Annotated in this window: 27 protein-coding genes and 1 tRNA gene; 14 read left to right on the forward strand and 14 right to left on the reverse strand. The window is 67.6% G+C overall.

Annotated features, from left to right (window positions below; all coding sequences use genetic code 11):
* Nucleotides 1-12 precede the first annotated feature (12 nt).
* The 5 genes from FB554_RS11940 to FB554_RS11960 form a co-directional block, all read right to left on the reverse strand.
* Nucleotides 13-219: a hypothetical protein gene (locus tag FB554_RS11940; RefSeq protein WP_142006355.1), complete on the reverse strand. Its 207-nt coding sequence runs from the start codon at nt 217-219 to the stop codon at nt 13-15.
* A 146-nt stretch (nt 220-365) separates the two neighbouring features.
* Nucleotides 366-608 carry a helix-turn-helix domain-containing protein gene (locus FB554_RS11945; protein WP_236022382.1) on the reverse strand — a complete coding sequence of 81 codons (243 nt, stop codon included), beginning with the start codon at nt 606-608 and terminating at the stop codon, nt 366-368.
* Nucleotides 609-780: 172 nt separating this feature from the next.
* A complete protein-coding gene (locus FB554_RS11950; protein WP_142006359.1) occupies nt 781-1,911 on the reverse strand; it encodes a hypothetical protein in 1,131 nt (376 codons plus the stop codon).
* A 154-nt stretch (nt 1,912-2,065) separates the two neighbouring features.
* Nucleotides 2,066-3,505 carry a hypothetical protein gene (locus FB554_RS11955; RefSeq protein WP_142006361.1) on the reverse strand — a complete coding sequence of 480 codons (1,440 nt, stop codon included), beginning with the start codon at nt 3,503-3,505 and terminating at the stop codon, nt 2,066-2,068.
* Nucleotides 3,506-4,615: 1,110 nt separating this feature from the next.
* A complete protein-coding gene (locus tag FB554_RS11960; RefSeq protein ID WP_142006363.1) occupies nt 4,616-5,419 on the reverse strand; it encodes a hypothetical protein in 804 nt (267 codons plus the stop codon).
* Nucleotides 5,420-5,590: 171 nt separating this feature from the next.
* Between FB554_RS11960 and FB554_RS11965 the strand changes: the two genes are divergently transcribed.
* The 3 genes from FB554_RS11965 to FB554_RS11975 are packed head-to-tail and all read left to right on the forward strand — an operon-like array spanning nt 5,591 to nt 6,330.
* Entirely contained in the window at nt 5,591-5,893 is a 303-nt protein-coding gene (locus tag FB554_RS11965; RefSeq protein WP_142006365.1) for a hypothetical protein, read from the forward strand.
* The gene (locus FB554_RS11970; protein WP_142006367.1) at nt 5,890-6,114 is read left to right on the forward strand and encodes a hypothetical protein; all 225 of its coding nucleotides are present in this window, start codon (nt 5,890-5,892) and stop codon (nt 6,112-6,114) included. Before FB554_RS11965 ends, FB554_RS11970 begins: the two co-directional genes overlap by 4 nt.
* A 30-nt stretch (nt 6,115-6,144) precedes the next feature.
* Nucleotides 6,145-6,330 (forward strand): hypothetical protein, encoded by a 186-nt coding sequence (locus FB554_RS11975; RefSeq protein WP_142006369.1) that lies wholly within the window; start codon nt 6,145-6,147, stop codon nt 6,328-6,330.
* A 259-nt stretch (nt 6,331-6,589) separates the two neighbouring features.
* On the opposite strand, the gene FB554_RS17180 is transcribed toward FB554_RS11975, so the two are convergent.
* The gene (locus FB554_RS17180) at nt 6,590-6,742 is read right to left on the reverse strand and encodes a hypothetical protein (protein WP_170206866.1); all 153 of its coding nucleotides are present in this window, start codon (nt 6,740-6,742) and stop codon (nt 6,590-6,592) included.
* 53 nt (nt 6,743-6,795) lie between these two features.
* Here FB554_RS17180 and FB554_RS11980 point away from each other — a divergent pair, with 53 nt between their 5' ends.
* The 9 genes from FB554_RS11980 to FB554_RS12020 all read left to right on the forward strand — a co-directional run bounded on the left by FB554_RS11980 (nt 6,796) and on the right by FB554_RS12020 (nt 15,290).
* Nucleotides 6,796-9,000 (forward strand): type IV secretory system conjugative DNA transfer family protein, encoded by a 2,205-nt coding sequence (locus tag FB554_RS11980; protein ID WP_142006371.1) that lies wholly within the window; start codon nt 6,796-6,798, stop codon nt 8,998-9,000.
* 146 nt (nt 9,001-9,146) lie between these two features.
* Nucleotides 9,147-10,004: a replication-relaxation family protein gene (locus tag FB554_RS11985; protein WP_170206867.1), complete on the forward strand. Its 858-nt coding sequence runs from the start codon at nt 9,147-9,149 to the stop codon at nt 10,002-10,004.
* Nucleotides 10,001-10,642, forward strand: a complete 642-nt coding sequence (locus FB554_RS11990) for an MT-A70 family methyltransferase (RefSeq protein ID WP_142006375.1) — start codon at nt 10,001-10,003, stop codon at nt 10,640-10,642. Before FB554_RS11985 ends, FB554_RS11990 begins: the two co-directional genes overlap by 4 nt.
* Entirely contained in the window at nt 10,639-11,280 is a 642-nt protein-coding gene (locus FB554_RS11995) for an antirestriction protein ArdA (protein ID WP_142006377.1), read from the forward strand. Before FB554_RS11990 ends, FB554_RS11995 begins: the two co-directional genes overlap by 4 nt.
* Nucleotides 11,277-11,882, forward strand: coding sequence for an antirestriction protein ArdA (locus FB554_RS12000; RefSeq protein ID WP_142006379.1), 606 nt, complete (start codon nt 11,277-11,279; stop codon nt 11,880-11,882). The genes FB554_RS11995 and FB554_RS12000 overlap by 4 nt, the downstream gene beginning before the upstream one ends.
* Nucleotides 11,883-12,026: 144 nt before the next feature.
* A complete protein-coding gene (locus tag FB554_RS12005) occupies nt 12,027-12,329 on the forward strand; it encodes a hypothetical protein (RefSeq protein ID WP_211344594.1) in 303 nt (100 codons plus the stop codon).
* 189 nt (nt 12,330-12,518) lie between these two features.
* Entirely contained in the window at nt 12,519-12,887 is a 369-nt protein-coding gene (locus FB554_RS12010) for a helix-turn-helix domain-containing protein (protein ID WP_142006381.1), read from the forward strand.
* 41 nt (nt 12,888-12,928) lie between these two features.
* A complete protein-coding gene (locus FB554_RS12015; protein ID WP_142006383.1) occupies nt 12,929-13,555 on the forward strand; it encodes an ImmA/IrrE family metallo-endopeptidase in 627 nt (208 codons plus the stop codon).
* Nucleotide 13,556: 1 nt separating this feature from the next.
* Complete coding sequence (locus FB554_RS12020; RefSeq protein ID WP_142006385.1) at nt 13,557-15,290, forward strand: recombinase family protein; 1,734 nt, start codon at nt 13,557-13,559, stop codon at nt 15,288-15,290.
* Here FB554_RS12020 and FB554_RS12025 read toward each other — a convergent pair.
* Nucleotides 15,256-15,333 (reverse strand) — tRNA-Leu (locus tag FB554_RS12025). The genes FB554_RS12020 and FB554_RS12025 overlap by 35 nt on opposite strands.
* Before the next feature lie 52 nt (nt 15,334-15,385).
* Nucleotides 15,386-16,342 (reverse strand): Ppx/GppA phosphatase family protein, encoded by a 957-nt coding sequence (locus FB554_RS12030; protein ID WP_142006387.1) that lies wholly within the window; start codon nt 16,340-16,342, stop codon nt 15,386-15,388.
* A gap of 133 nt (nt 16,343-16,475) precedes the next feature.
* Here FB554_RS12030 and FB554_RS12035 point away from each other — a divergent pair, with 133 nt between their 5' ends.
* Both FB554_RS12035 and FB554_RS12040 read left to right on the forward strand, forming a co-directional pair.
* Entirely contained in the window at nt 16,476-16,802 is a 327-nt protein-coding gene (locus FB554_RS12035; protein ID WP_142006389.1) for a putative quinol monooxygenase, read from the forward strand.
* A gap of 94 nt (nt 16,803-16,896) precedes the next feature.
* Nucleotides 16,897-17,307, forward strand: a complete 411-nt coding sequence (locus tag FB554_RS12040; protein WP_142006391.1) for an NYN domain-containing protein — start codon at nt 16,897-16,899, stop codon at nt 17,305-17,307.
* 9 nt (nt 17,308-17,316) lie between these two features.
* Here the strand turns inward: FB554_RS12040 and FB554_RS12045 are convergent, their stop codons facing one another.
* From FB554_RS12045 to FB554_RS12070, 6 genes are all read right to left on the reverse strand, one after another.
* Complete coding sequence (locus tag FB554_RS12045; protein WP_142006393.1) at nt 17,317-17,505, reverse strand: hypothetical protein; 189 nt, start codon at nt 17,503-17,505, stop codon at nt 17,317-17,319.
* 17 nt (nt 17,506-17,522) lie between these two features.
* The gene (locus tag FB554_RS12050; RefSeq protein ID WP_142006395.1) at nt 17,523-18,059 is read right to left on the reverse strand and encodes a DUF501 domain-containing protein; all 537 of its coding nucleotides are present in this window, start codon (nt 18,057-18,059) and stop codon (nt 17,523-17,525) included.
* A complete protein-coding gene (locus FB554_RS12055; RefSeq protein WP_142006397.1) occupies nt 18,056-18,673 on the reverse strand; it encodes an FtsB family cell division protein in 618 nt (205 codons plus the stop codon). Before FB554_RS12055 ends, FB554_RS12050 begins: the two co-directional genes overlap by 4 nt.
* Nucleotides 18,674-18,686: 13 nt before the next feature.
* On the reverse strand, nt 18,687-19,967 hold the full coding sequence (eno, locus tag FB554_RS12060) for a phosphopyruvate hydratase (protein WP_142006399.1): 1,281 nt from the start codon (nt 19,965-19,967) through the stop codon (nt 18,687-18,689).
* A gap of 118 nt (nt 19,968-20,085) precedes the next feature.
* Nucleotides 20,086-21,018, reverse strand: a complete 933-nt coding sequence (locus FB554_RS12065) for a nucleoside triphosphate pyrophosphohydrolase (RefSeq protein ID WP_142006401.1) — start codon at nt 21,016-21,018, stop codon at nt 20,086-20,088.
* Nucleotides 21,015-21,569 (reverse strand): hypothetical protein, encoded by a 555-nt coding sequence (locus tag FB554_RS12070; RefSeq protein ID WP_142006403.1) that lies wholly within the window; start codon nt 21,567-21,569, stop codon nt 21,015-21,017. Before FB554_RS12070 ends, FB554_RS12065 begins: the two co-directional genes overlap by 4 nt.
* Between the last annotated feature and the right edge of the window lie 35 nt (nt 21,570-21,604).

Consider the following 21,604-nt stretch of genomic DNA (forward strand, 5'->3'; position numbering starts at 1 on the left):
CATTACACGGCCCTACTTTCCGCGCCGGTTGTACGGCGACTGATTGGTCGGCTTCAGCGAGGTGCCCTGCTGCGCCGCCTGACTGCGAACAGCCACCTCTGTGCGCCCCAACTTGAGCCCGATCACGCGAGTTGGCGTGTTCTGCTTCGCAAGGTTGCGGAGCGCCTGCTTGTCTGCAGCGCTCCAGGCCTTACCGCTGTTTCGGTTGGACTTAGCCATGTCCCCTCCTGACTCACACCGCCCGCAGCGGGCGGTGCTGGTGATCGTAGTCGGCACCACCGACAGGGAGCCCAGGCTTTGGATCACGCCGTTTCTTGTTTCACGAGCTGCGGCTGCCCGGACATCGGGACGTGGCGCCTGGCGTGTCAGCGAAGCCCCGTCACCAGTTCGCCCGGGTCGACATCGAGCGCCTCGGCGATCTTCAAGATGTTGTGCAGCGACAGGTTGCGCTGGCCGCGCTCTACCTGGCCGAGGAAGGTCCAGTGGAAGCCGCCTTCGTGGGCAAGGGCTTCCTGGCTCAGCCCCATCGCCTCGCGACGAGCCCGTACGCGGGCACCGAACTCACCGGCGGCTGGCGAGATCGGCGGCTTGGGTGACGGGCTGGGCACGCGCCCAAGCCCACACGTCTCAAGTCTCTGCATCCAGAGACGTTGCGTCCCAACTGTTTGCGTCCTATGGTCAAGGCGCGCCCGGACGGCGGGTCCGGGGCTGGCCCGAGGGAGTGGATTCAGATGAGTGGTGGCACGGGCGTGTGGAACCCGGCAAGCGAGCAGCAGGGCGTCATGCGGCGTCTTGGTCGCGTGTGGGACGCGCTGCTGGCGGCAGTTCGGAAGTAAGCGTCCAGACGAAGGTGAATCCGGACCGGGGCAGCAGCCAGCCTGGGAGCTCGATCGAGACCTCCTTACCTGGCAGCTGCTCCGGTAGCCGGGAGATCCTCGGCCGGTTTGCGCTCGTCACTAGGTCGGAGACTGTCATCGTCGCAATGTCGGTGTCCGTGTAGTCGAGGCTGAGCGAGATGTTACGAATCGGGACGGGCAGCTCGACGAAGAGCAGGTGCCCAGTGGCGGCACCACGAGCGCGGTACACCTGACGAAGCCTGACTGGCTTGCCATCTGCCGGCTCCAGCGAGACCGAGTAGGTCTGGCCCGTCTTACGTGCTGTACGACGGATGCGCTGGGCGACGCCGTCGACCGAGAACTCCAGCAGTTCGAAGGACTTGCGGCTGGAGGCGTCGATGCCCGACTTGCTCGGCATGAACCACGTTGACGTCGACGGCACATCGCTGACGAGCTCGTAGTACTCGTCACGGTCCGACACACTCGCAAAGCGTCGGACGTTGTGGCCGGGCACCGTGGTGTAGGTCCACTCCACGGCTATGTCGAACAGAGGAGCACCTGTGGTGCTCCTCTCTACTGCAGTAGAGAGCCGGATGCTGACGTCGACGTCGTGCCAGCGCTCAGGAGCACGGATCGCCTGATCTCGTACGTCGGCGTAGATCTCGCGGGCGAATTGCTCGTCGCCGAGTCGGAGCGCCATGGCGTTGGTCGCCAGGTCGTCAAGGAGCTCGGGCGTGGCGACGCGTTTCAGGTCGTCAGCCTTGACGGCGAAGCCTTCGATGACGGCATCGCGCATGACGGGTGCCTCCTCCTTGAGCGTCTCTCGTAGTCGGCGCTTGGCGTTGGTCTCCGCGTCGCGAGCCGTGTAGTAGTCGTAGGCGGTGCCAACGACCCCGATGCCAAACAACGTGGCGCCAAGTTCGGAGAACGGGACGGCTTGGAGCCACTGCCACGTGCCAAGTTCGACAACCTGCAGCCAGCGGGCAAAAGCGACGAGTACGATACCGACGACGGCAAAGAGGACGCCGAGAAGCGTCATCTTGGTCTGGTACAGCTTGGCGTGCGGGTCGGACATATCTTGGCGTTCATTATATCTCGAACCGCCGCGAATTGAAATCCCGAGGATGGTCGACGGCCTAACTTTCGCCCCGCGTCGACAAAGCAGTCTGCGATCAAACGGACCATCTGCACCAGAGTGATCCAAGACTCCACACAAGAGGCCTCTTGCCCTAAATAACCTGAGTAATATGTCCGCGGTTTCGTCGTTCGTACAGGAATTTTCGACCCGCGCGAATAAGGCACCAGAAGCATGCTGTGGACGTTGCAGACGTAACTGCGCTACTCCACCAGGCTAGATCGACCGCGCAACCGTCCACCTTCATCGCGAGCAGAAGACTGGCGGCGAAGTATGCTCCAAGCGCAGTTGCGAGGATGGTGCGCGGACGCGCGAGCGCATCGGCCTGAAGTTCATCCTCCCCAGCGACGAACGCGAATCCAACCATTGCCGAAGGCACCAGAAGAAGCACCGTCGCAGTTGCTGAAACATCAACTCGTTCGTACGTGAGCACGTTCCCAAACACGCCGAGTAACGAGACAGCGAGGATCACGGCACTGGCGACGAGCGCCGAATACAATCCTAACGACGGGCACGGCCGCAACTCTACTTCTACCCAGAGTGGATCCTTCACGTCCCCGCGCGTATAGAACGCGCTCCGCGTGGTTGACATGCGTGCGAGCATCCGCTCCGGTACGGGCGAACTCCCAGGTCCATGATCTTCGCCTTCGTCCTCGCCTGCCACCCTTGCGTCATAAGTGGGCTCATCGCCGCTCGCTGCCGACGCTCGCTGCGAATTTGAGTCAACGCCGACAGTCATCTCGCTGAATAGCATAGCCTCTGGGGCAGATATGACGACATGCGATCGCTGCGATTTGCCACATGTAAGGATCGGGGACTGGAGGGTAAGTGGTTGTATACCAACCGCACGCCCGATCCCGTCCCAACTTCGCTTGGCAACCGTCTTAAGACCCCATCCATGCATCTTATTAACAGCTGGGCCTTCGGGAGGCAGAGTTTCGACACGCCTATAATAACACGACCGCGCATTGACTGGCACGTAGGTGACTGCAAGGTATCGTCCGTGCAGTGCGCCTAGGGTTGCGTTCGTGATCGCCATGTCGCGCGTTGCAGCTGGCGCGTACTTGCCGATATCAAAGGTTAGGTTTTGATCGTCAATTCCACACCGCGTGATGCATTCATAAGCCGCTATGAGGAAATCGATCGGAGGTGAGGATTGAGTGTCGGCCCAATACGCGCTTGAGACCATGCTCAACGCAATAAGCGATGCTTGATTGCTCGTAAGCAGAGAGCCAGGTGCCCCGTCAATTTCCACAGTAAAGTCCAGGTCGAGACCATTTGCGAACAATCCCAGGACAATCGGGACCTCGTCGCCGACCTGGTAGTCCGGCCACTTCTCCAGAAATTCCTCGAAAAAAGACTGGTCGAGCGTGGCAGTAACCTCCCGTTCTAAGTATGTGGTACTCAGAAAGGAGATAGACTCGTGGTGGCGTGAGATAATACGCCTATTGCCAATAAAATCGGAAAAGTATGCGGCGAGCGCGGGTTGGCAGTTACGCGCGATCTCGGCGGAAGTCTCGAAGCTCGGGATCATCCGACTTTGTGGCCTTCTCGGCGATTGCTGCGAGTGCGTCAGCAAGTTGGACTGTCGAGACGGACGTCGACGGAAGAACCAAAAGTCGCTCACCTTGTCCTACCTCAATCAAACGAGGTCCGGGTGCATGCATACCCTTGTTAGGGGGGGCGGACAATGGCCCCGCGTGCTTTCGAGAGTTCTTGAAAAGACGAGAGAGGTGCCGACCACTTGTAATTTTGATCGAGCTCGGGTGTTCCTTGTATACATCGACGTGCGGGGTATCTGGCCCTTTGATGCTCGAACCCCGTAGCGAATCTGGCGGTGCTGCCCCCCGTTCCTCCTGGAGCCTTTCGACCAGCTCGCTTGTACCACTACGCCCCTCGCTCTGCCCTTCCTCGCTATTGTTGGACACTGAGTTGCCGTTCCCGCGCGCCTTCCCACTGTCAGGCATGCTGAACTCCGGAGGAGGGAGATCCAGTTCGTACCCAAGGTCCTGCGACTGCATCTCCGGATCGTCTGATGGAGACGCGGCACTGGTCAGCCACTCGCGCACACGCAGAGTCAGGCGTGTTGCAAGTCCACCCATCGCCCGCCCGCACTCCGAACACCGTCGCTTCGTCTCGGCTCGTTCGGGAGTCGTGGGGCCTCGGCTGTGTGGGTCGATCTCGCTCATGCAGATAGTTAACCTTCGTACTATCAGTAAACGAAATTCGAACACACATGTCAACCCCTCGTGGGTTCTGCGCCGTGTCGCCGAGGCGAGCGCGGTGCGTTCCGGTTGCGCGAATTACAACCTTGCAATTCGTTCCGCCCAGTAGACCAGCCGACATGCCAGCGGGCAGTGCCGCACCGCGGCGTGTCGCCACATCCGTGCCGCCGGTCACCGCCCCGTGTCCCTTCTGCGCTCGACGCTTGTCCGTTGTACTTGGGTTCAACGGACGCACGCCAAGCGCTGTTCCTGCTTCTACCATGACGTTTCGACGCAGCGAGCTGGCCGGTCGCTCCGTGTCAGGAGTCTGCACCCATCTGACGCTCCGCGCCAGAGGGTTGCCGCAACTGGTCCTGAGCGCAAGATCGTGGGACCACTCGGCTCGGAGCGGCCAGCCCTCTGCGTGACGTGCCAGTCACTCACTCCAGCACCTCCACGCTGACCTGCGACGTGTTCCCGAGCGTCTGGCTGGTGAGCACAACGTCAGCCGACAGCGATCCAACGACGCTGACGGCGAAGCGCGGCCAGACCTCCCCAGGCCAAGTGACGCGCAGCCGTTTGGGCACGCCCGGCGTCGGTGCTGGCAGCACAAACGGCGTGGCGAGGGTCTGCACGATCGTCTCGGGTGTGGACTCGTCGGCGCCGCTGGGCTTCTCCGTGGTGGTGCCGACGGTGAGCGGGCGGCGCGTTCCGTCCGCTGCCACGGTCTCGCAGCTGAAGCCCTTCATGTCGATGTAGTGCTGCCTGGTGGCACGCATCGTGACGCCGAACGAACCGTTGGACTGCTGGACCAGGAAGATCTCCAGCGTGGGCACGGCGTGCACGATCCAGTTGCTGGTTATCAGGCGGGCGAGACGACGCAGCCCGGCGTCGGAGTGTCGGCGGGCCTGCCGGGCCTCGTAGCCGTAGTCGCGGCCGAAGTCGTTGAGCCGATCCAGGTGCGTCGCGCCGTCCGAAGCCAGGCCGAGCGAGTAGGCCGCAGCGTAGAGGTTGGTGACGTCGTCACCGAGGTCGAGCGTTTCCAGGATCCGGTGCTCCAACCTGGAGAACGCCACGAGCGGGTCGCCCTCGCCCAGTAGGTCACGCATCGCGGGGTAGGTCGCCATCGAGGTCGGCGACAGCCCACCTGGGCTCTTGCGGGCGGCGATGAGCTCGGCAAGCACCCGCTGCTCAAGCGGCGAGGCGTCGCTGTCTGGCGCTGGAGCCGACTCCTCCTGTGACACGCACCGAGGCTAGCCAGTCGGGCAAGCGAGACGACTTCGACGGGAGCGGATGTCACTTCTGTGTCACGACAGGCATGCGGCCAGCAGAAGAGCCTGGATCCATCAGCAGCCGATCACCTCAGCACCGCCAGTCCGCGCGGTGCTGACCGGCTCCTTCCGAGGGAGATCCTCATGCCAAGTGAACTCGAACGCTGGGCCAAGTCCCAGTCGCTGGTGCCGTCGCGTGACGAGCGACAGCACGCCCGGGCAGTTTCCAGGCTCGTCCGCGAGGCTCAGTTCGACGGCCTCAAGGTGGACGCCGAAGCCGCCCTGACCGGCCGCATCATGGAGCGAGCCGTCGACCTGGACAACTACCGCAAGCAGCTGGCGGGCGGCGATCCCGTGCTTGACGCCGTCCTGACGCGTATTGAGGTCGGCTTCGTCGACAAGGCGCTGCGTACCCAGCGCGGCTTCGGCTCCGAGTTCCCGCTGTGAGCGTACTGCTCATCGGCTTTGCCGTCGTCGGACTTGTGGTGTGGCTGGCGTCCACCGGCTACGTCGAGGACGTGCTGGCGGCCTGGCGGCAGACCAGCCGCGAGGTGCGCCTCTACGCACAGCTGCATGCCCGCAGCGAGGAAGTCGACGACGCCCACCGGCAAGCGCGCCGCGCCATGAACAACGCCGCGCAGCACGACTGGCGCAACCCGTTCGAGTAGCCCCGGCCTCAGACACGGAAGGAGGACGACATGGCTCGGGAGACCAGCCCGAAGCGACTCGGTGAACGACTCTTCGACGCCTGCGTGGCTGTGGCACTCATGGCACTGCTCTTGTACGCAGCGGTCTGGCTATTGCAGCAAGTCTGGATGTGGCTGCTCGGAGCCGCACTCGTGGCCGGCGGATGGTGGCTCTGGCGGCAGCACAACGGCTGGTGAAGCAACCAAGAAGCCTCGCCGCAAGTTCAGGGGGCAGCCCGTTCCAGCCGGTGCTGTGAAATACACAATCCATATTGACCGCCCACGCAAATGGTCGCATAGTCAATGGCAGGAAGTGTCCGCATTTGCGGACACCCGGAACTAGCAAACAACCATGTGAAAGGAGGGTGTATTCGTCATGCCTAAAAATAGGAAGCAGAACACAAATAGGAGCAGTCGTGCGGGACGACGAGACTCGTCACGCCCTGGGACCGGCCGGTCACGTCGTGGCCGCGAGCGGCACATCTCGGTGCGCGGCGAGCTCCGCGACAAGCCGGACGTGGGCCGAATCGCCCGGGCGGTTATCGAGATGGCGCTGGCGCAGGCTGAGGCGGAAGCCCAAGCCGAAGCCCGTGCCGAGGTCATTCGACACGCGACCCGTCGTGACGGCCGCGACGACGACGCAGCACCGACGGAGGCCGGCCGATGAGCGCGGCTCGAGCGCTTACCTGGCGGCAGCTTGAGCTGCCGTCGGTCATCGCACCGGCGCAGGCACGGGCCTTGCTGGTGGCACTGGCGGCGCTGCCCAACCAGCCACGGCTGGTGCTGGAAGCACTCGCCACCGGCGGCCAGGTGTCGTGGCGGCTCGGTGCCGACGACGACGTCACGGTGCGCAAGGCCGCACGACTGGTGACGACGCACCTGCCCGAAGCGCGCATCTCGGCGGGGAGCGACCTGCCCGACACCGACGTCCTGACCGTCGCCGGGCAGATCAAGATCTCCAAGAATCGGCAGCTGCCGCTCGCCAACCCGGATGCGGCTGGCGTTACTCGCGGGGTACTCGGTGCGCTGGCGCAGGCATCCCCGGCCGAACTCGTACGGCTGCAGCTCGTACTCGGCGCTCGCACCTGGCCGCACCGGCCACCGGAGGCGGTTGTTGGTGACCGCCGCCGACTGGCGGGCAAACACGAACAGCACGGCTTCGGCTGCGCGCTGCGCGCTGCCGCGCGGAGCGGCAGCCTGGCCCGGGCACGTCAGCTCGTCACCGGCGTGGCGGCAGCGCTGCGCGGCTTGGAGTCGCCCGACGTGGCCATCACCCTCGGCCGGGTCGGCACCCGCTCGGTGGCGACCGCCAGCTCGCCGTTCCTCTGGCCGCTCTGGCTCAGCGTCGATGACCTGGTGCCGCTGCTGGCCTGGCCGACCAGCCAGGACCAAGACGCCGCGCTGCCCGGCGTCTCACCGCGTCACCCGAAACTGCTGCCTGCTCTGGCGGTCCATCCCTCTGACGGGGTATCGCTGGGGCTGGCGACGGTCGACTTGCGCCGCGGCGTTCGCCGCGACGTGGCGCAGGCACCGGACGACGCGCTCCGGCACCGTCACGTGCTCGGACCAACCGGCGTCGGGAAGTCGACGCTGCTGGGCAACCTGGCGCTGGCGGACATCGCCGCCGGCCGGGGCGTGGTGGTTATCGACCCGAAGACCGACCTCGTCAACGACCTGCTGGCGCGGATCCCCGAGGAGCGGCTCGATGACGTCGTCGTGCTCGACCCGAGTAGCGACCGGCCGGTGGGGATCAACCCGCTGGCCGGCGTCGACCCAGACCTGGCGGCAGACAGCATCGTCGCCGTCTTCAAGTCGCTGTTCAAGGACGCCATGGGACCGCGCAGCACCGACATCTTGCACGCCTCCGTCCTGACGCTGGCACGGCGCGGTGACGCGTCGCTGGTCATGCTGCCGCTGCTACTGACCAACCCCGGCTTCCGCCGCTCAGTCACCGGACGGGAGGCCAAGGCCGACCCGCTCGGGCTCGGTGCTTTCTGGGCCGCCTTCGAAGGCATGACCGACCAAGCCAGGGAGCAGGCACTGCGACCGCTGCTCAACAAGCTGCGCCAAGTCATGCTCCGGCCATCGCTCCGTGCCGTCTTCGGGCAGCGCACCCCGGCGTTCCAGCTGAGCGACGTCTTCACCAAGCAGACCATCCTGCTGGTCAAACTCGGCAAGGACAGCATCGGGCCGGAGGCGGCGCAGCTGCTCGGATCCGTGCTGGTGTCGCAGTTGTGGCAGACCGCCCTCGGCCGAACGGCCATCGCGCACGAGCAGCGCTCGCCGGTCATGGTGACCATCGACGAGGTGCAGGACTACCTGCGTCTGCCCGGCTCACTCGCTGACGCGCTGGCACAGGCCAGAGGTCTGGGTGTCGGCATCACGGCGGCGCACCAGCACCGCAAGCAGCTGGGGTCGTTGCTCGAGGACCTGGAAGCCAACACCCGCACCAAGATCTACTTCCAGCTCGGCAGCACCGACGCCAAGGCGGTCGCCGAGGCGCACCCGGCCAGCAGCCTCACTCGGCAGGACTTCGTGGCGCTGGAACCGTTCCAGGCCTACGCCTCCATCCTGGCCGGCAACCAGCCCGCGCCGTGGGTGTCGCTGACCACCCAGCCGCTCCCGACGCCTCTGCGCCGCTGGCAGGAAGTGCAGCGCCGTTCGGCCAGCCGCTATGGCCAACCACTCGACGCGATCGAAGCCGACCTGCTGGCGCTGCTCGACGCTCCCGGTAGCCGCCAGGCGCCCGACCGAGGACTAGGTCGCGACGGGCACGCAGTCGGCCTTGGCCGCCGACGGACCGCCAAGCAGGCGACTGGAACGAGGGGGCAAGAAGAGGAGAAATCGGGAACGGAGGAGGACTCGTGACGGCCCGAACTCACCCCACTTCATCTGACGACCGTTGTCCGGTCGCCCGTCCAGCCGCTCCACGTCCCGACGGTGCATCCTTGCCGCTCAGCGGCTCGCGGCCGCCATCTTCGGCCGCGAATACATCGCCCGTTTCACGGGCGAAGGTGGCCGCCCAGGCCACTGGCTTCCGGCCGCACCGCTACGTCGGCAAGGCAGCCCGGCGGCGTCTCCGCCACGAGCTCAGCGACCGTGATCGCCACGTGCTTTCGAGCCTGACCGAGCACCGCTTCCTGACCACCCACCACCTGAGCGAACTGCATTTCGTGGCCGGTGCCAGCAGCCGAGACACGGCCGGACGAAGCGCCCGGCGCGTACTCCAGCGCCTCGCCCGGGACGGGCTCGTCCGCAGGGTCGACGACCGTCGGGTCGGCGGACTCCGCGGCGGCTCAGAGGCCACCATCTGGCACCTGACCGCGGCCGGCGCCCGCGTGCTCGATGAACACGCGCCCCGGTACCGGCAGCACCAGCCGACGCTGCGCTTTCTGGAGCACTGCCTGGCCATCGCGGACACGCATCTGCTGGTACTGCAGATTGCCCAATCGATGCGCGGCTCCGCGAACGTCATGGTCGACCCGCACACCACCCGCCGCTACCCCGGGCTGGGCGGCAACACCCTGACGCTGGCGCCCGACCTGAGCGTGGTCATCCAGGCGAGCGACGACGACGGTCCGTACGAGGACCGCTGGTTCATCGAGGTCGACCGCGGCACCGAGTCCATCCCGACGCTGCTCGCGAAGTGCGAGCAGTACGAGGCGTACCGGCGCAGTGGTATCGAGCAGAGCCAGACAGACGGCGCGTTCCCGCTCGTGCTGTGGATCCTGGAAGGCCGCCGGGCTCACGACCGAAAGCAGGAGCTGACACGTCGGCTGCAGCGATCAGCGCGACTAACCCCGCAGCTGCACCGGCTGACCAGCACCTCCGACGAAACCTGGGAAGCGCTCGTGACGGGAGGCCAGTCATGAACGATCAGGCTCCTGAGCCATCGAAGTACCGCACGATCTTGGCCGACCCGCCGTGGGACGTGCAGCAGCTCGGCAAGCGCGGCGCGGTGCAGCACTACGACCTCATGAGCCTGGAGCGCATCACGGCGATGCCGGTGGCCGACCTGGCAGCTGACGACGCCCATCTGTGGCTGTGGGTCACCAACGCCACGCTGCGGCCGGGCTTCGACGTCGCTGACGCCTGGGGCTTCACGGTGCGCTCCATCCTGACGTGGATCAAGCCGCGGCTGGGACTGGGCAACTACCTGCGCAACTCGACCGAGCACCTGCTGTTCGCCACCAGAGGCACAGCACCGGTCCAGTTCCGCGCCCAGCCGACCTGGATGTTCGCGCCGCTGCAGGACCACTCGCACAAGCCCGAGGAGCAGTACGCCGTCATCGAGCGGGTCAGCCCCGGGCCGTACCTCGAGCTGTTCGCCCGCAGGCAGCCACCGAGCCGCGCCGGCTGGCACGTCTGGGGCAACCAGATCAGGAGCGACGTCGCCATCCCCGGCTACCCGGTGCCAAGCGACGCGAACGCCACGCAGAAGGCGCACCCGCCGCCTGGCACTGCCACCGGCACCACGAACCAGCAACCAAACGAAAGGAGGACACCATGAACGAGAAGCAGCCAAGGCCAGGAGAGTGCAGCACACCTGAAACGGAGAGTGCGGAGCGCCCACCGCGGCGCTCGCCACGCATCCGGCTGACACTGGCGACAGAGACACCGTGGCCAGGACACAGCCAATGGATCGATGCCGCTGTGCCCAGCGAAGAACTCGAGCGGCACGCCCGAGAACTACTAGACCGGCACCCCGAGTCCGACGCCGACGGCGTCCTCATCTGCGACAGCGACGACTTCGCCGACTACACCCCGGAGTCCTCAGAGGACTTGGCGACCGTGGCGATGGTGGCTCGCGGCATCCAGGAGCATGGCGACGCCTTCGCCTTCTGGGCGCACTTCCACGACGCCGACCCGCGCATGCTGGCGGCGTTCGAGCAGGCCTACCTCGGCGAGTGGGACAGCCCTGCCGCTTGGGTGGAAGCCCAGTTCGAGCGGCTCGGTGCCGCGACTCATGACGACCCGTCGGGCGACTGGACGTACGGGGAGATCGCGCAGCAGCTGTGGACCGAGGGGCACTTGGTCATAGCGCACAACGACAACGGCCGTGTCTGGCTGTTCCAGAACGTCGAGGGCGGCACCACCGAGCTGCCCGGCAGTACAGCACCCGACCGACCGCAAGGAGGAGACCGATGACTGGCCACGAGACACCGCCGACGAGCAGCAACAAGGGCGAGGAGAGAGCGCACGAGGTAACCGCCGAGGAGCTGGAGCCGACGCCGCGACCGCGCCCGGGCATCTGGGTCGCCCGCGACGAGCGCTCGCCGTTCGGCAGCTGGTGCGACGCGTACGGCACCGTCGAGCAGGTGCAGAGCCGGATCGGGGACAAGCAGATCCTCGACACCATCGAGTTCGGCACGTTCGAGGTGAAGCGCGACGAGACGGCAGAGGTCGTCGCTCGGGTGGCCAACGGCATCCGCGAGCACGGCTACGCCTTCGCGGCCTGGGCCGACTTCCACGATGCCGATCCCGACCTGTTGGCAGCGTTCCGCGACCACTACCTCGGCGAGTTCGCGTCGTACGAGGACCTAGGACGAGCGCTGGCGCAGCAGACCGAGGAACAGCTACCGGAGGAGCTGCGGCCACACGTGCGCATCGACTACGAGGCGCTGGCACGGGACCAGACCGGGGGCGTGCGGCTGTTCACGCTTGAGGGCCCGGAGGGCGAGGTATTCCTGTTCCAGGGACCGAACGATGACGAGGTTCCCGACCACCCTGACGCGCAGCCCGATGCGTAGGACTCGCCGAAGCCGCCCATCCCTCGGGAGCCTGCAGCCACTCGACCACCCCGGTCGAGGGCTGCACCACCCCGAGGACGGTGGCCGGACCGCTCGCCGCACGGCGAGGCGGCTGGGCGAACACCCTCAGGAAGGAGAAGCGCCATGTCTACGGTCAAGACGCTGGCAGTCCGGTTGGACTCCCAGCTGCATGGACAGCTGACCATGCTGTGCCGGCTGCGCGACATCACGGTGACGGAGGCCATCCGCACTGCGATCCGCAAGGAAGTTGCCGTCATGGCGGACGACCCGTCGGTCGCCGCCAAGGCTCGTGACCTCGAGGCGGAGATCACGCGGGAAGCCGACGAGCAGCGTGCCGCCATCCAGGCACTGCTCGGCACGGACAGCCAGTCCACCGGCAAGGCCGCGCCTCGCAAGAGCGCCACGGCACCCAAGCGCGGCAGCTAACGCTGCCCGCCGAGGTACGTGGCGACTCCACCGGGTGGGGACCAGATCGAGCCTGACGGCTCTCTGGTTCCCACCCACACTCAAAACGCAATACATGTCGCAATCGCGATGCGTGAGCGTTGTAAAAGAAATGTTGTAGAAAGCGAGAAAGGCGTCCACAAATGCGGACAAGGATTGTAAAATTGGGATATGGACGAAAAACTGAATACAGAACTTGGAACACTGCTAAAGGATGCACGGCTACAAGCTGGCCTGAGTCTGCGCCAAGTGGCGGCTGAGGCCGAGCTCAGCAAGTCGATCATCGAGAACTGGGAGAGCGGTACCCGCGAGCCCAAGCTCGACAAGCTGCTGCGACTGGCAGCCGTCCTGGGGCTCGATGCCACCACCGTCTGCGAGGTCGGCGGCTACGACATTGACCTGCCGACCATTCACCCCTACCTGCGCCGCAAGTACCCAGATCTCCCGCCCGAAGCCCGGGCAGAGATCGCGGCCATCACGAGAAAGTACGGCGCCGACCCGAGGCGGGCGGAACCGGCACCCGGCGAGGACGAGCAGTAGCCCGATAGAACGAACAACCACTAACCGAAAGGAGGCTCAAAATGACCACCCAAACAACAACATCACCATCGGTACTGGCGAGCCTCCGTGGGCTGACACCGCGCTGTCGGCTCGACTTCGAGGACACCAAGCAACTCGCCGAGCGGCAAGCCCGGACCCTCGCCCGGCTGCTCGCTGTCGATGAAGACGGCGTGCACGACCGCCACATTGAATCGCTGCCGCGCCTGCGTGTCGTCTACGAGGCGCTGCCGACCAGCGGCCTGAGCTACTGGAACGGCCAGGAGTGGATCATCGCGATCTGCCAGGACGACACCCCGGCACGGCAGCGCTTCACCCTGCTGCACGAGCTGAAGCACGTCATCGACCACCCGCACCGAGCGCGGCTCTACCGCTCCGACTGGGAAGCGGAGCGTGCGGCCGACTACTTCGCCGCCTGCGCCCTGATGCCGAAGCCGGCGCTCAAGCGGATGTACTGCAACGTCACCCAGCGCATCGAAGCGCTGGCTGCCTACTTCGGCGTCAGCCAGGCCGCGCTCCGCTACCGGCTCGAGCAGATCGGGCTGCTGGAGCGGCCGACCTTCACCCGGCAGCGCTGTGCGCGCCCGGTATCAACGCCGACGTGGCAGGAACAGCGGTTCAGAACCGTGCAGATGAATAGGAGCACCTGAAATGATCGAGCGAGGCACGAGCAAGATCGCAGTGTCGTACCTGCGGGTGTCGACGACCAAGCAGATGAACGCGGGCGCCGATGTCGACGCCGAAGGCAACTCCATCGCGACGCAGCGCGAGGCGAACAACGCCAAGGCAGCGGCCATTCGAGCGGTGATCCAGAAGGAGTTCGTCGAACCGGGTGCCTCTGCCCAGACCATCTCCAAGCGACGCAAATTCAAGGAACTGCTCGCCTATCTGGCCGAGCATCCCGAGGTCGACTACGTGATCATCTACATGCGCTCACGAGCCTTCCGGAATCTCGGCGACGCCGTGGTCACCAAGCGCCAGCTCGAAGGCATGAGCGTCAAGCTGGTCTCGGCGAAGGAGGACTTCGGCGAAGGCATCATGGCCGACGCGATGGAGGCCGTCACGGACATCATCAACGAAGTCCAGGTGCGGATGTCCGGCGAGGACATCAAGGTCAAGATGCGCCACAAGGCCGAGAACGGCGGCACCCTCGGCGTTGCCCGCATCGGCTACAAGAACGTCCGTATTGAGCACGAGGGACGCCAGGTCAACACCATCGCGGTCGATGAGACGCGCGCCCCGCTCATCCGTACGGCGTTCGAGCTGTACGCGAGCGGCGACTACACGCTCTCGGCGCTCTACGACAAGATGGAGTCGCTCGGGCTGAAGACCCGCCCGACCAGGCGGTGGAAGTCGCAGCCGCTCTCGATCTCCAAGCTGCACCGCATGCTGCGCGACCCGTACTACGTCGGTGTCGTCACCTACAAGGGCGAGCAGTACCCAGGGCGGCACGAGCCGATCATCGACCAGGATCTGTTCGATGCGGTCCAGCGAGTCATGGATCACCGGTCGACCAACGGCCAACGGGACCGTGTGCTCTATCACTACCTCAAGGGGCTGCTGTTCTGTGACCGGTGCTCCACCAAGGAGCGCCCCGTCCGGGTGATCTACGTCGAAGCGAACGGTCGCGGTGGGCGGTACGGCTACTTCCTCTGCCGCGGACGACAGGACCGGCAGTGCGACCTTCCATACCTGCCCGCCGCGGATGTCGAGCACGCCGTCGCCAAGCATTACGCGACTGTCGGGCTCCCAGAAGACTTCGTCACCTACATCCGCGAGGGCATGGACGCCGCTGTCGCAGACTCGCAGCGAGTGAAGCGCGAGCTCCACGATGGCTACCGCAAGCAACTGGCGGCACTCAGCACCAAGGAGGAGCGCCTGCTCGACTTGGCAACCGACGGCGAGTTGCCTACGGCGAAGATCAAGGAACGGCTCCGCAAGGTCCAGATCGACAAAGCGGCAGTCGAGCGGAGCCTCGCACAGACGGTGGTCGACCTCGACCGTGCAGCGCGCTACATCCGCCAGTACATGGAGCTGTTCGAACAGCCTCAGGAGCTCTACACGAAGGCAGACGAGGCAACGCGCCGCGACCTCAACACAGCGAGCTTCGAGCGGCTGTACATCGATGAGGACGGCGTCCGGCGCGACGTCAAGACGCCGCTCCTGGACGAACTGCATGAAGCAGCCGCTGCTCAGCAACGGCAGACCGCCAGGCGGCGCACGCCTGCAGGTGTCCTCGCGCGGAGCGCCACAACGAATGTCGCTCCCAGCCCCGGGGCTGAGAGCGACCGTCAAACCGTGACCCACCTACTCGCCGACCTTTTCGGTGCGGGTTCGAGTAAAGGGGTCATGGTGCCCTCGACGGGAGTCGAACCCGCACCGTGAGCGATTTTAAGTCGCCTGCCTCTGCCAGTTGGGCCACGAGGGCAGCGCCAGGGTACGACGGGGGCGGGTCTCGATACGCCGCTCGCGCCTCGCGGCTACTCGACCGGCTTGCGGGTGGGGACCGACAGGGCGATGCCGTCGAGGATGTCGCTCTCGCTGGTGACCGCCTCGGTGATGCCGGAGCGCTGGGCGACGCGGTCGACGATGCGCTGCCAGATCAGCGCGCCGGCCCCGATCACGTCGACGCGGCCGGGGTGCATGAACCCCAGGGCCGCGCGCTCGGCGTGGCCTGCCTGCAGCAGCTCGGTCGTGGCGCGCAGCACCCGCTCGACGGGGACGCGCGCGTGGTGGATGCGCCCGGAGTCGTAGCGCTCGAGGTCGAGGGCGTGGGCGGTGACCGTGGTGATCGAGCCGGCCAGGCCGACGAGCGTGCACACCCCGCTGAGGTCGACCGTGCGCTCGGCAAGGTCGAGCGCCGCGTCCACCTCGGCGCTGGCCACCCGGATCTCCTCCGGCGTGGGCGGGTCGGAGCGCAGGTAGCGCTCGGTCAGGCGGACCGATCCCATGTCGAGCGAGATCGCCTGCTCGACTGTGTCGGACCCGCGCACCAGCTCGGTGGAGCCACCGCCGAGATCGACCACCAGATAAGGAGATTCGGCACCGGACGCCGCGAGACCGATCGTCGCACCGGCGAAGCTCAGCGCGGCCTCCTCGTCGCCGCTGACCACCTCGGGCACCACGTCGAGGTCGCCGAAGGCGGCCACCACGCCCTGCACGAACTCCCCCGCGTTCGAGGCGTCGCGGGATGCCGACGTCGCCACGAACCGCGCTGCGGTGACGCCGTGCTCGCGGGCGAGCCCGGCGTACTCACGACTGCGCGCCAGCGTGCGCTCCATCGCCTCGGGGGCGATGCGGCCGGACACGTCGACGCCCTGGCCGAGCCGGACGATCTCGGTGCGCCGGAGCACCTCCTGCAGCCGGTCGCCGTCGTGGTCGGCGATGAGCAGGCGGATCGAGTTGGTGCCGCAGTCGATGGCGGCGACGCGCGTCATGGAGCTCCTTCGGGGGCAGGGGTGAGCCCGACGCTCGCGATCCTCGTACGGTGAGGGGCGCGAGACAAGCCGGACCGCCGGTGACCGTCCGCGTCAGACCACAGCCGACCCACAGCCGACCAGGAGTGCACCGATGATCCTCATCACCGTGAAGTTCCCCATCCGCGAGGACAAGCTGGACGAGTGGCGCGAGCTGTCCGCGGACTACGCCCGCAACGTCACCCAAGAGCCGGGCAACGAGTTCTTCGAGTTCTCCCAGAGCGTCACCGAGCCGAACACGTTCGTGTGCATCGAGGGCTTCCGCGACAGCGCGGCCGGCGAGGAGCACATGGCCACCGAGCACGTGAAGACCTTCATGGAGAAGATGCCCGACATCGTCTCCGCGCAGCCGCAGATCATCTACGTCGACGCGGAGGAGGTCGACGGTTTCGGGCCGATGGGCGAGATCCAGCCGCGATGACCGTCGCGACCGAGCACCGGCCGACGGTTGTCTCCGGCGACGCTGACTTCGGCCGCTTCCGGCCGCTTCCGCGACGTGCGGTGGAGCAGGCCCGATGAGCTCCGCTGAGTCACCGGGCCACGCCACCCGCACCGCACCCACAACCCTGGTGGTCGACGGAGCCAACGTCGTCGGTTCGCGGCCGGACGGGTGGTGGCGCGACCGGGCCGGCGCCGCCCGCCGGCTGTTCGACCGGCTGGCTGACGCCGGACTGCCGTACGACCGGGTCACCCTGGTGCTCGAGGGCGCGGCCAAGGCGGGCGTGCCGGCCGGTGACGACGGCGCCGTCGCCGTCGTGCACGCGCCGCGCAGCGGTGACGACGAGATCGTCGAGCAGGCCCGATCGGCCGCCGCCGACGGTCCGGTGACCGTGGCGACGGCCGATCGTGAGCTGCGCGAGCGCGTACGTCAGGTTGGTGCCGAGATCCTTTCTCCTGGAAGGCTTCTCGAGCTCACCGGTGACTGATCGGTCGGCTCAGCCGACGCCGTAGAGCAGCATCTGCTCGTCCGGCTTGCACGACACGTCGCCGCGCGGGCCGGGGCGCAGCAGGTAGTCGCCCGGCAGCAGCTCGCGGATGCGCTGCGCGGGTCTCGATACGGCCCGCTCGTCCCTCGCGGGCCTACTCGACCAGCTTGGGGGCCTGCTCGTCCCTCGCGGGCCCACTCGACCAGCTTGGGGGCCTACTCGACCGGCTTGGGCTGGCAGCAGCCGTTGGACCACCACTGCGGCAGGGCGGCGAGCGCCTCGTCGCCGAGCGGGTTGACGCCCGGCCCGACCGCCAGCGAGTGGGCGACCAGCACGTGCAGGCACTTCACCCGGGTCGGCATGCCGCCGGCGCTGACGCCCTCGATCTCGGGCACCTCGCCGAGCTCGCCGCGCCGGCGCAGGTAGTCCTCGTGCGCGGCGGCGTAGGCCGCCGCCAGCTCCGGGTCGTGCCGCAGCCGCTCGGTCATCTCGCGCATCATGCCCTGCGCCTCCAGGGTGCTGATCGCGCCGGTCAGCCGCGGGCAGGTGGCGTAGAACGACGTCGGGAACGGGGTGCCGTCAGGCAGTCGCGGCAGCGTGCGCACCACCGTCGGGCAGCCGCACGGGCAGCGCGCGGCGATCTCGACGATGCCGCGGGGCAGCCGGCCCAGCTGCTGCTGGACGGCGGCGACGTCGGCCGGGTCGATGCCGGGTGCGTGGCCCGGGTCGGGGGTCTGGGGTGGCGCGCTCACTTGGTCTTGCTGCCCACCGTGGGCTCCTCGCCCGCCGAGACGACCGACCCCCACAGCTGGCCGTACCACGGGCGGTTCTGCCCGGCCTTGTCGTTGCGCACGCCGGTGACCTCGTCGACCTGCTGCTTGCGACCCTTGTCGTCGATCACGATGTACGCCCGCTCGCCCGGCTTGGCGAAGCCCAGCCGCTCCCGCGCCTGCTGCGCGACGTAGTTGGGGTCGTTCCACCGATTGCGTTCGCGCTGAAGGTTGTTCACGGTCTGCTGCTGCCCGGTGACCTGCTCGTTGAGGGCGTCGATCTGCGAGCGCTGCTGGAGGTAGCCGCGCAGCGTCGGGATCAGCAGCACCGCCAGGAACACCATGAGCAGCCCCAGCGTGACCATCCGGCGCATCGACGTCGGGCGGCGCCGCTTCGGCAGCTGCCGGCCGCCCCCCGCCGACGCCGGCCGGACCGCGGGACGCGAGGTCCCGCGGCCCCCCGACGACGACGTACGTCCGCGCGGGCTGCCCGCGCCGCTCGCCCGGCCCGACGCCCGGCTCGCCGAGCCGGCCGAGGTGCTGGGGCGACGGCCCGCGGGACGCGAGCCGGACGTACGGCGGCGTTCGGTGCTCATGGACCCTCCCGGCTCAGGCCGTGAACCGCGGGAAGGCGCTCGCGCCGGCGTAGACCGCGGCGTCGTCGAGCTCCTCCTCGATGCGCAGGAGCTGGTTGTACTTCGCGACGCGGTCGGAGCGCGCGGGCGCGCCGGTCTTGATCTGGCCGCAGTTGGTCGCGACGGCGAGGTCGGCGATCGTGGTGTCCTCGGTCTCGCCGGACCGGTGCGACATCATCGAGGCGTAGCCGTTGCGGGCCGCGAGCGAGACGGCGTCGAGCGTCTCGGACAGGGTGCCGATCTGGTTGACCTTGACCAGCAGCGCGTTGGCGGCGCCGTCGTCGATGCCGCGCTGCAGCCGCTTGGGGTTGGTGACGAACAGGTCGTCGCCGACCAGCTGCACCTTGTCACCGAGCTGCTCGGTCATCTGGGTCCAGCCGGCCCAGTCCTCCTCGTCCAGCGGGTCCTCGATGGAGACCAGCGGGTAGGCGTCGACGAGCTCGGCGTAGTAGTCGACCATGTCCTTGGCCGAGCGCTTCTTGCCCTCGAAGGTGTACTTGCCCTTGTCGGCGAACTCGCTGGCCGCGACGTCGAGCGCGAGCGCGATGTCGGTGCCGGGCTTGTAGCCGGCCTTCTTGATCGCCTCGACGATGAGGTCGAGCGCGGAGCGGTTGGACTCCAGGTCGGGGGCGAAGCCGCCCTCGTCGCCGAGACCGGTGGACAGGCCCTTCTTCTTCAGCACGTCCTTGAGCGCGTGGTAGACCTCGGCGCCCCAGCGCAGCGCCTCGCGGAAGCTCTCCGCGCCGATCGGCGCGATCATGAACTCCTGGATGTCGACGTTGGAGTCGGCGTGGGCGCCACCGTTGAGGATGTTCATCATCGGCACGGGCAGCACGTGGGCGTTGGGGCCGCCGACGTAGCGGAACAGCGGCAGCTCGGCCGAGTCGGCGGCGGCCTTGGCCACCGCGAGCGAGACGCCGAGGATGGCGTTGGCGCCGATCGAGCCCTTGTTGTCGGTGCCGTCGAGCCCGATCATCTCCGCGTCGATCAGCCGCTGCTCGCTGGCCTCGAAGCCCAGCAGCGCGGGCGCGATCTGCTCCATGACGGCGTCGACGGCGTCCTCGACGCCCTTGCCCAGGTAGCGCTTCTTGTCGCCGTCGCGGCGCTCGACGGCCTCGAACTGACCGGTCGACGCACCGCTCGGGACGGCTGCGCGGGCGATGGTGCCGTCGTCGAGCGCCACCTCCACCTCGACGGTGGGGTTGCCGCGGGAGTCGAGGATCTCGCGGGCGCCGATTGCTTCGATGGTGGCCACAGATGGCTCCTTGAGGTGTGGCGTGATCGGTCGCGCCCAGGCTACAAGCGGCCCGCGCGGCACTCCGGGACCGACCCGCAGAGCGGGACGGCCGAGGCGGGTGTACGCCCGCGCCGGCTCAGGCGCGCTCGTCCAGCAGGGCGCGCAGCTGCTCCCAGCCGCGAGCGGCGCCGACCCGGCTGTCCTCGCCGAGCTGCTCCAGGCGTACGTCCAGGGCGGGGTCGGCGCCCCGGCGCCGCACGCGGGCGCGCACCTTGTCGACCACCAGCGGCAGCGGCAGCGACGCTGGGATGCCGGCCAGCAGGTCGGCGGCGTCGCGGGTGGGCTTCTCGTCGGCCTTGATCTGCTCCCAGGCGCGCTCGACGTCCTCGGGCGAGGAGGCGTCGCCGTCGGCGAAGACGTGCGGGTGGCGGCGCACGAGCTTCCCGACCAGACCCGCCGCCACGTCGTCGACGTCGAACGGCGCCTCGGGGTGCTCGGCCGCGATGCGGGCGTGGAACAGCACCTGCAGCAGCACGTCGCCGAGCTCCTCGGCCAGGTGCTCGCGGTCGCCGACCTCGATCGCCTCGACGGTCTCGTGCGCCTCCTCGAGGAGGTACTTCGTGAGCGACTCGTGGGTCTGCTCGGCGTCCCACGGGCAGCCGCCGGGCGAGCGCAGCTGGTCCATCACGGCCACGGCGTCGAGCAGCCGGGCTCCGGGGACGTCCCAGGACGCGACGAGCACCTCGACCTCGGGCGGGTCGGGCAGCCGGGTGAGCTCGGCGGCGAGGGCGTCGGTGAGGCCCGGGTCGGCGTCGGGCGACCCCACCCACACCGTGCGCGACGAGAGGGCCGACTGCGCGAGATCTCTTGCGAGAGAATCAGGTTCGGCGACCAACGCCTCGACCTCGATGCCGCTGCTGACGAGCGCGGCCGGGGTCGGGTCGTCGAGGTCGATCGCGAGCACCCGGTCGGCCCGGGAGAGCACGTCCCACGCGTCGCGCGTGAGCAGGCCCGCGGCGACGCGCGGGCTGGTGACCAGCAGGGTCAGCGACCCGGCCGGCTCGGTCACTGCGGCGGCGCCGGCTGGGCCGAGGCGGCTGCGTCGGGCCGGATCCACGGGGTCGCGGCCGGGCCGATGGCGCCGCCCTTGGCATAGCTGCCGTAGCGCGGGTTGAGCTGCACGTCGGCGGTGTTGATCAGCCGGTTGATGGCTTCCTGCCCGGCGGCGCGGCCCTGCAGCAGCTGACCGAGCTCGCCGTTGGCGCGGGTCATGCTGATGGTGGACGGGCTGGGGTCGCGCAGGCCGTTCTGGGCGAAGGTCTGCTCGACCATCGACGGCGAGATCGTCGCGCCCTGCTGGGCCGCGATGCGGCTGATGGCCGGGCCGAGCGCGAGCAGCACCGCCGCCTGCTGGCCGCTGATCTCGCTCTGCGGGTTGATCGAGCGCAGGTCGGCGACGGCGTCCTGCACCTGGGTGGTGCTGACCGTGGTGTCGCCGTACTTCGCCGCGACGCCGCCGTCGGTGAAGACTCCGCTGGTGCCGCACCCGGTGAGTGCGGTGGCGGTGGCGACCGCCGCGAGCGCGCCGAGGGCGCGCCGGCCCGTGCGGGAAGTGGCCATCTGGGGGATCCTCTCGTGCTGGCGTCGGCGGCCAT

Origin of the sequence: Barrientosiimonas humi (assembly GCF_006716095.1) — a bacterium.
In the GTDB taxonomy this organism is placed as follows: Bacteria; Actinomycetota; Actinomycetes; order Actinomycetales; family Dermatophilaceae; genus Barrientosiimonas; species Barrientosiimonas humi.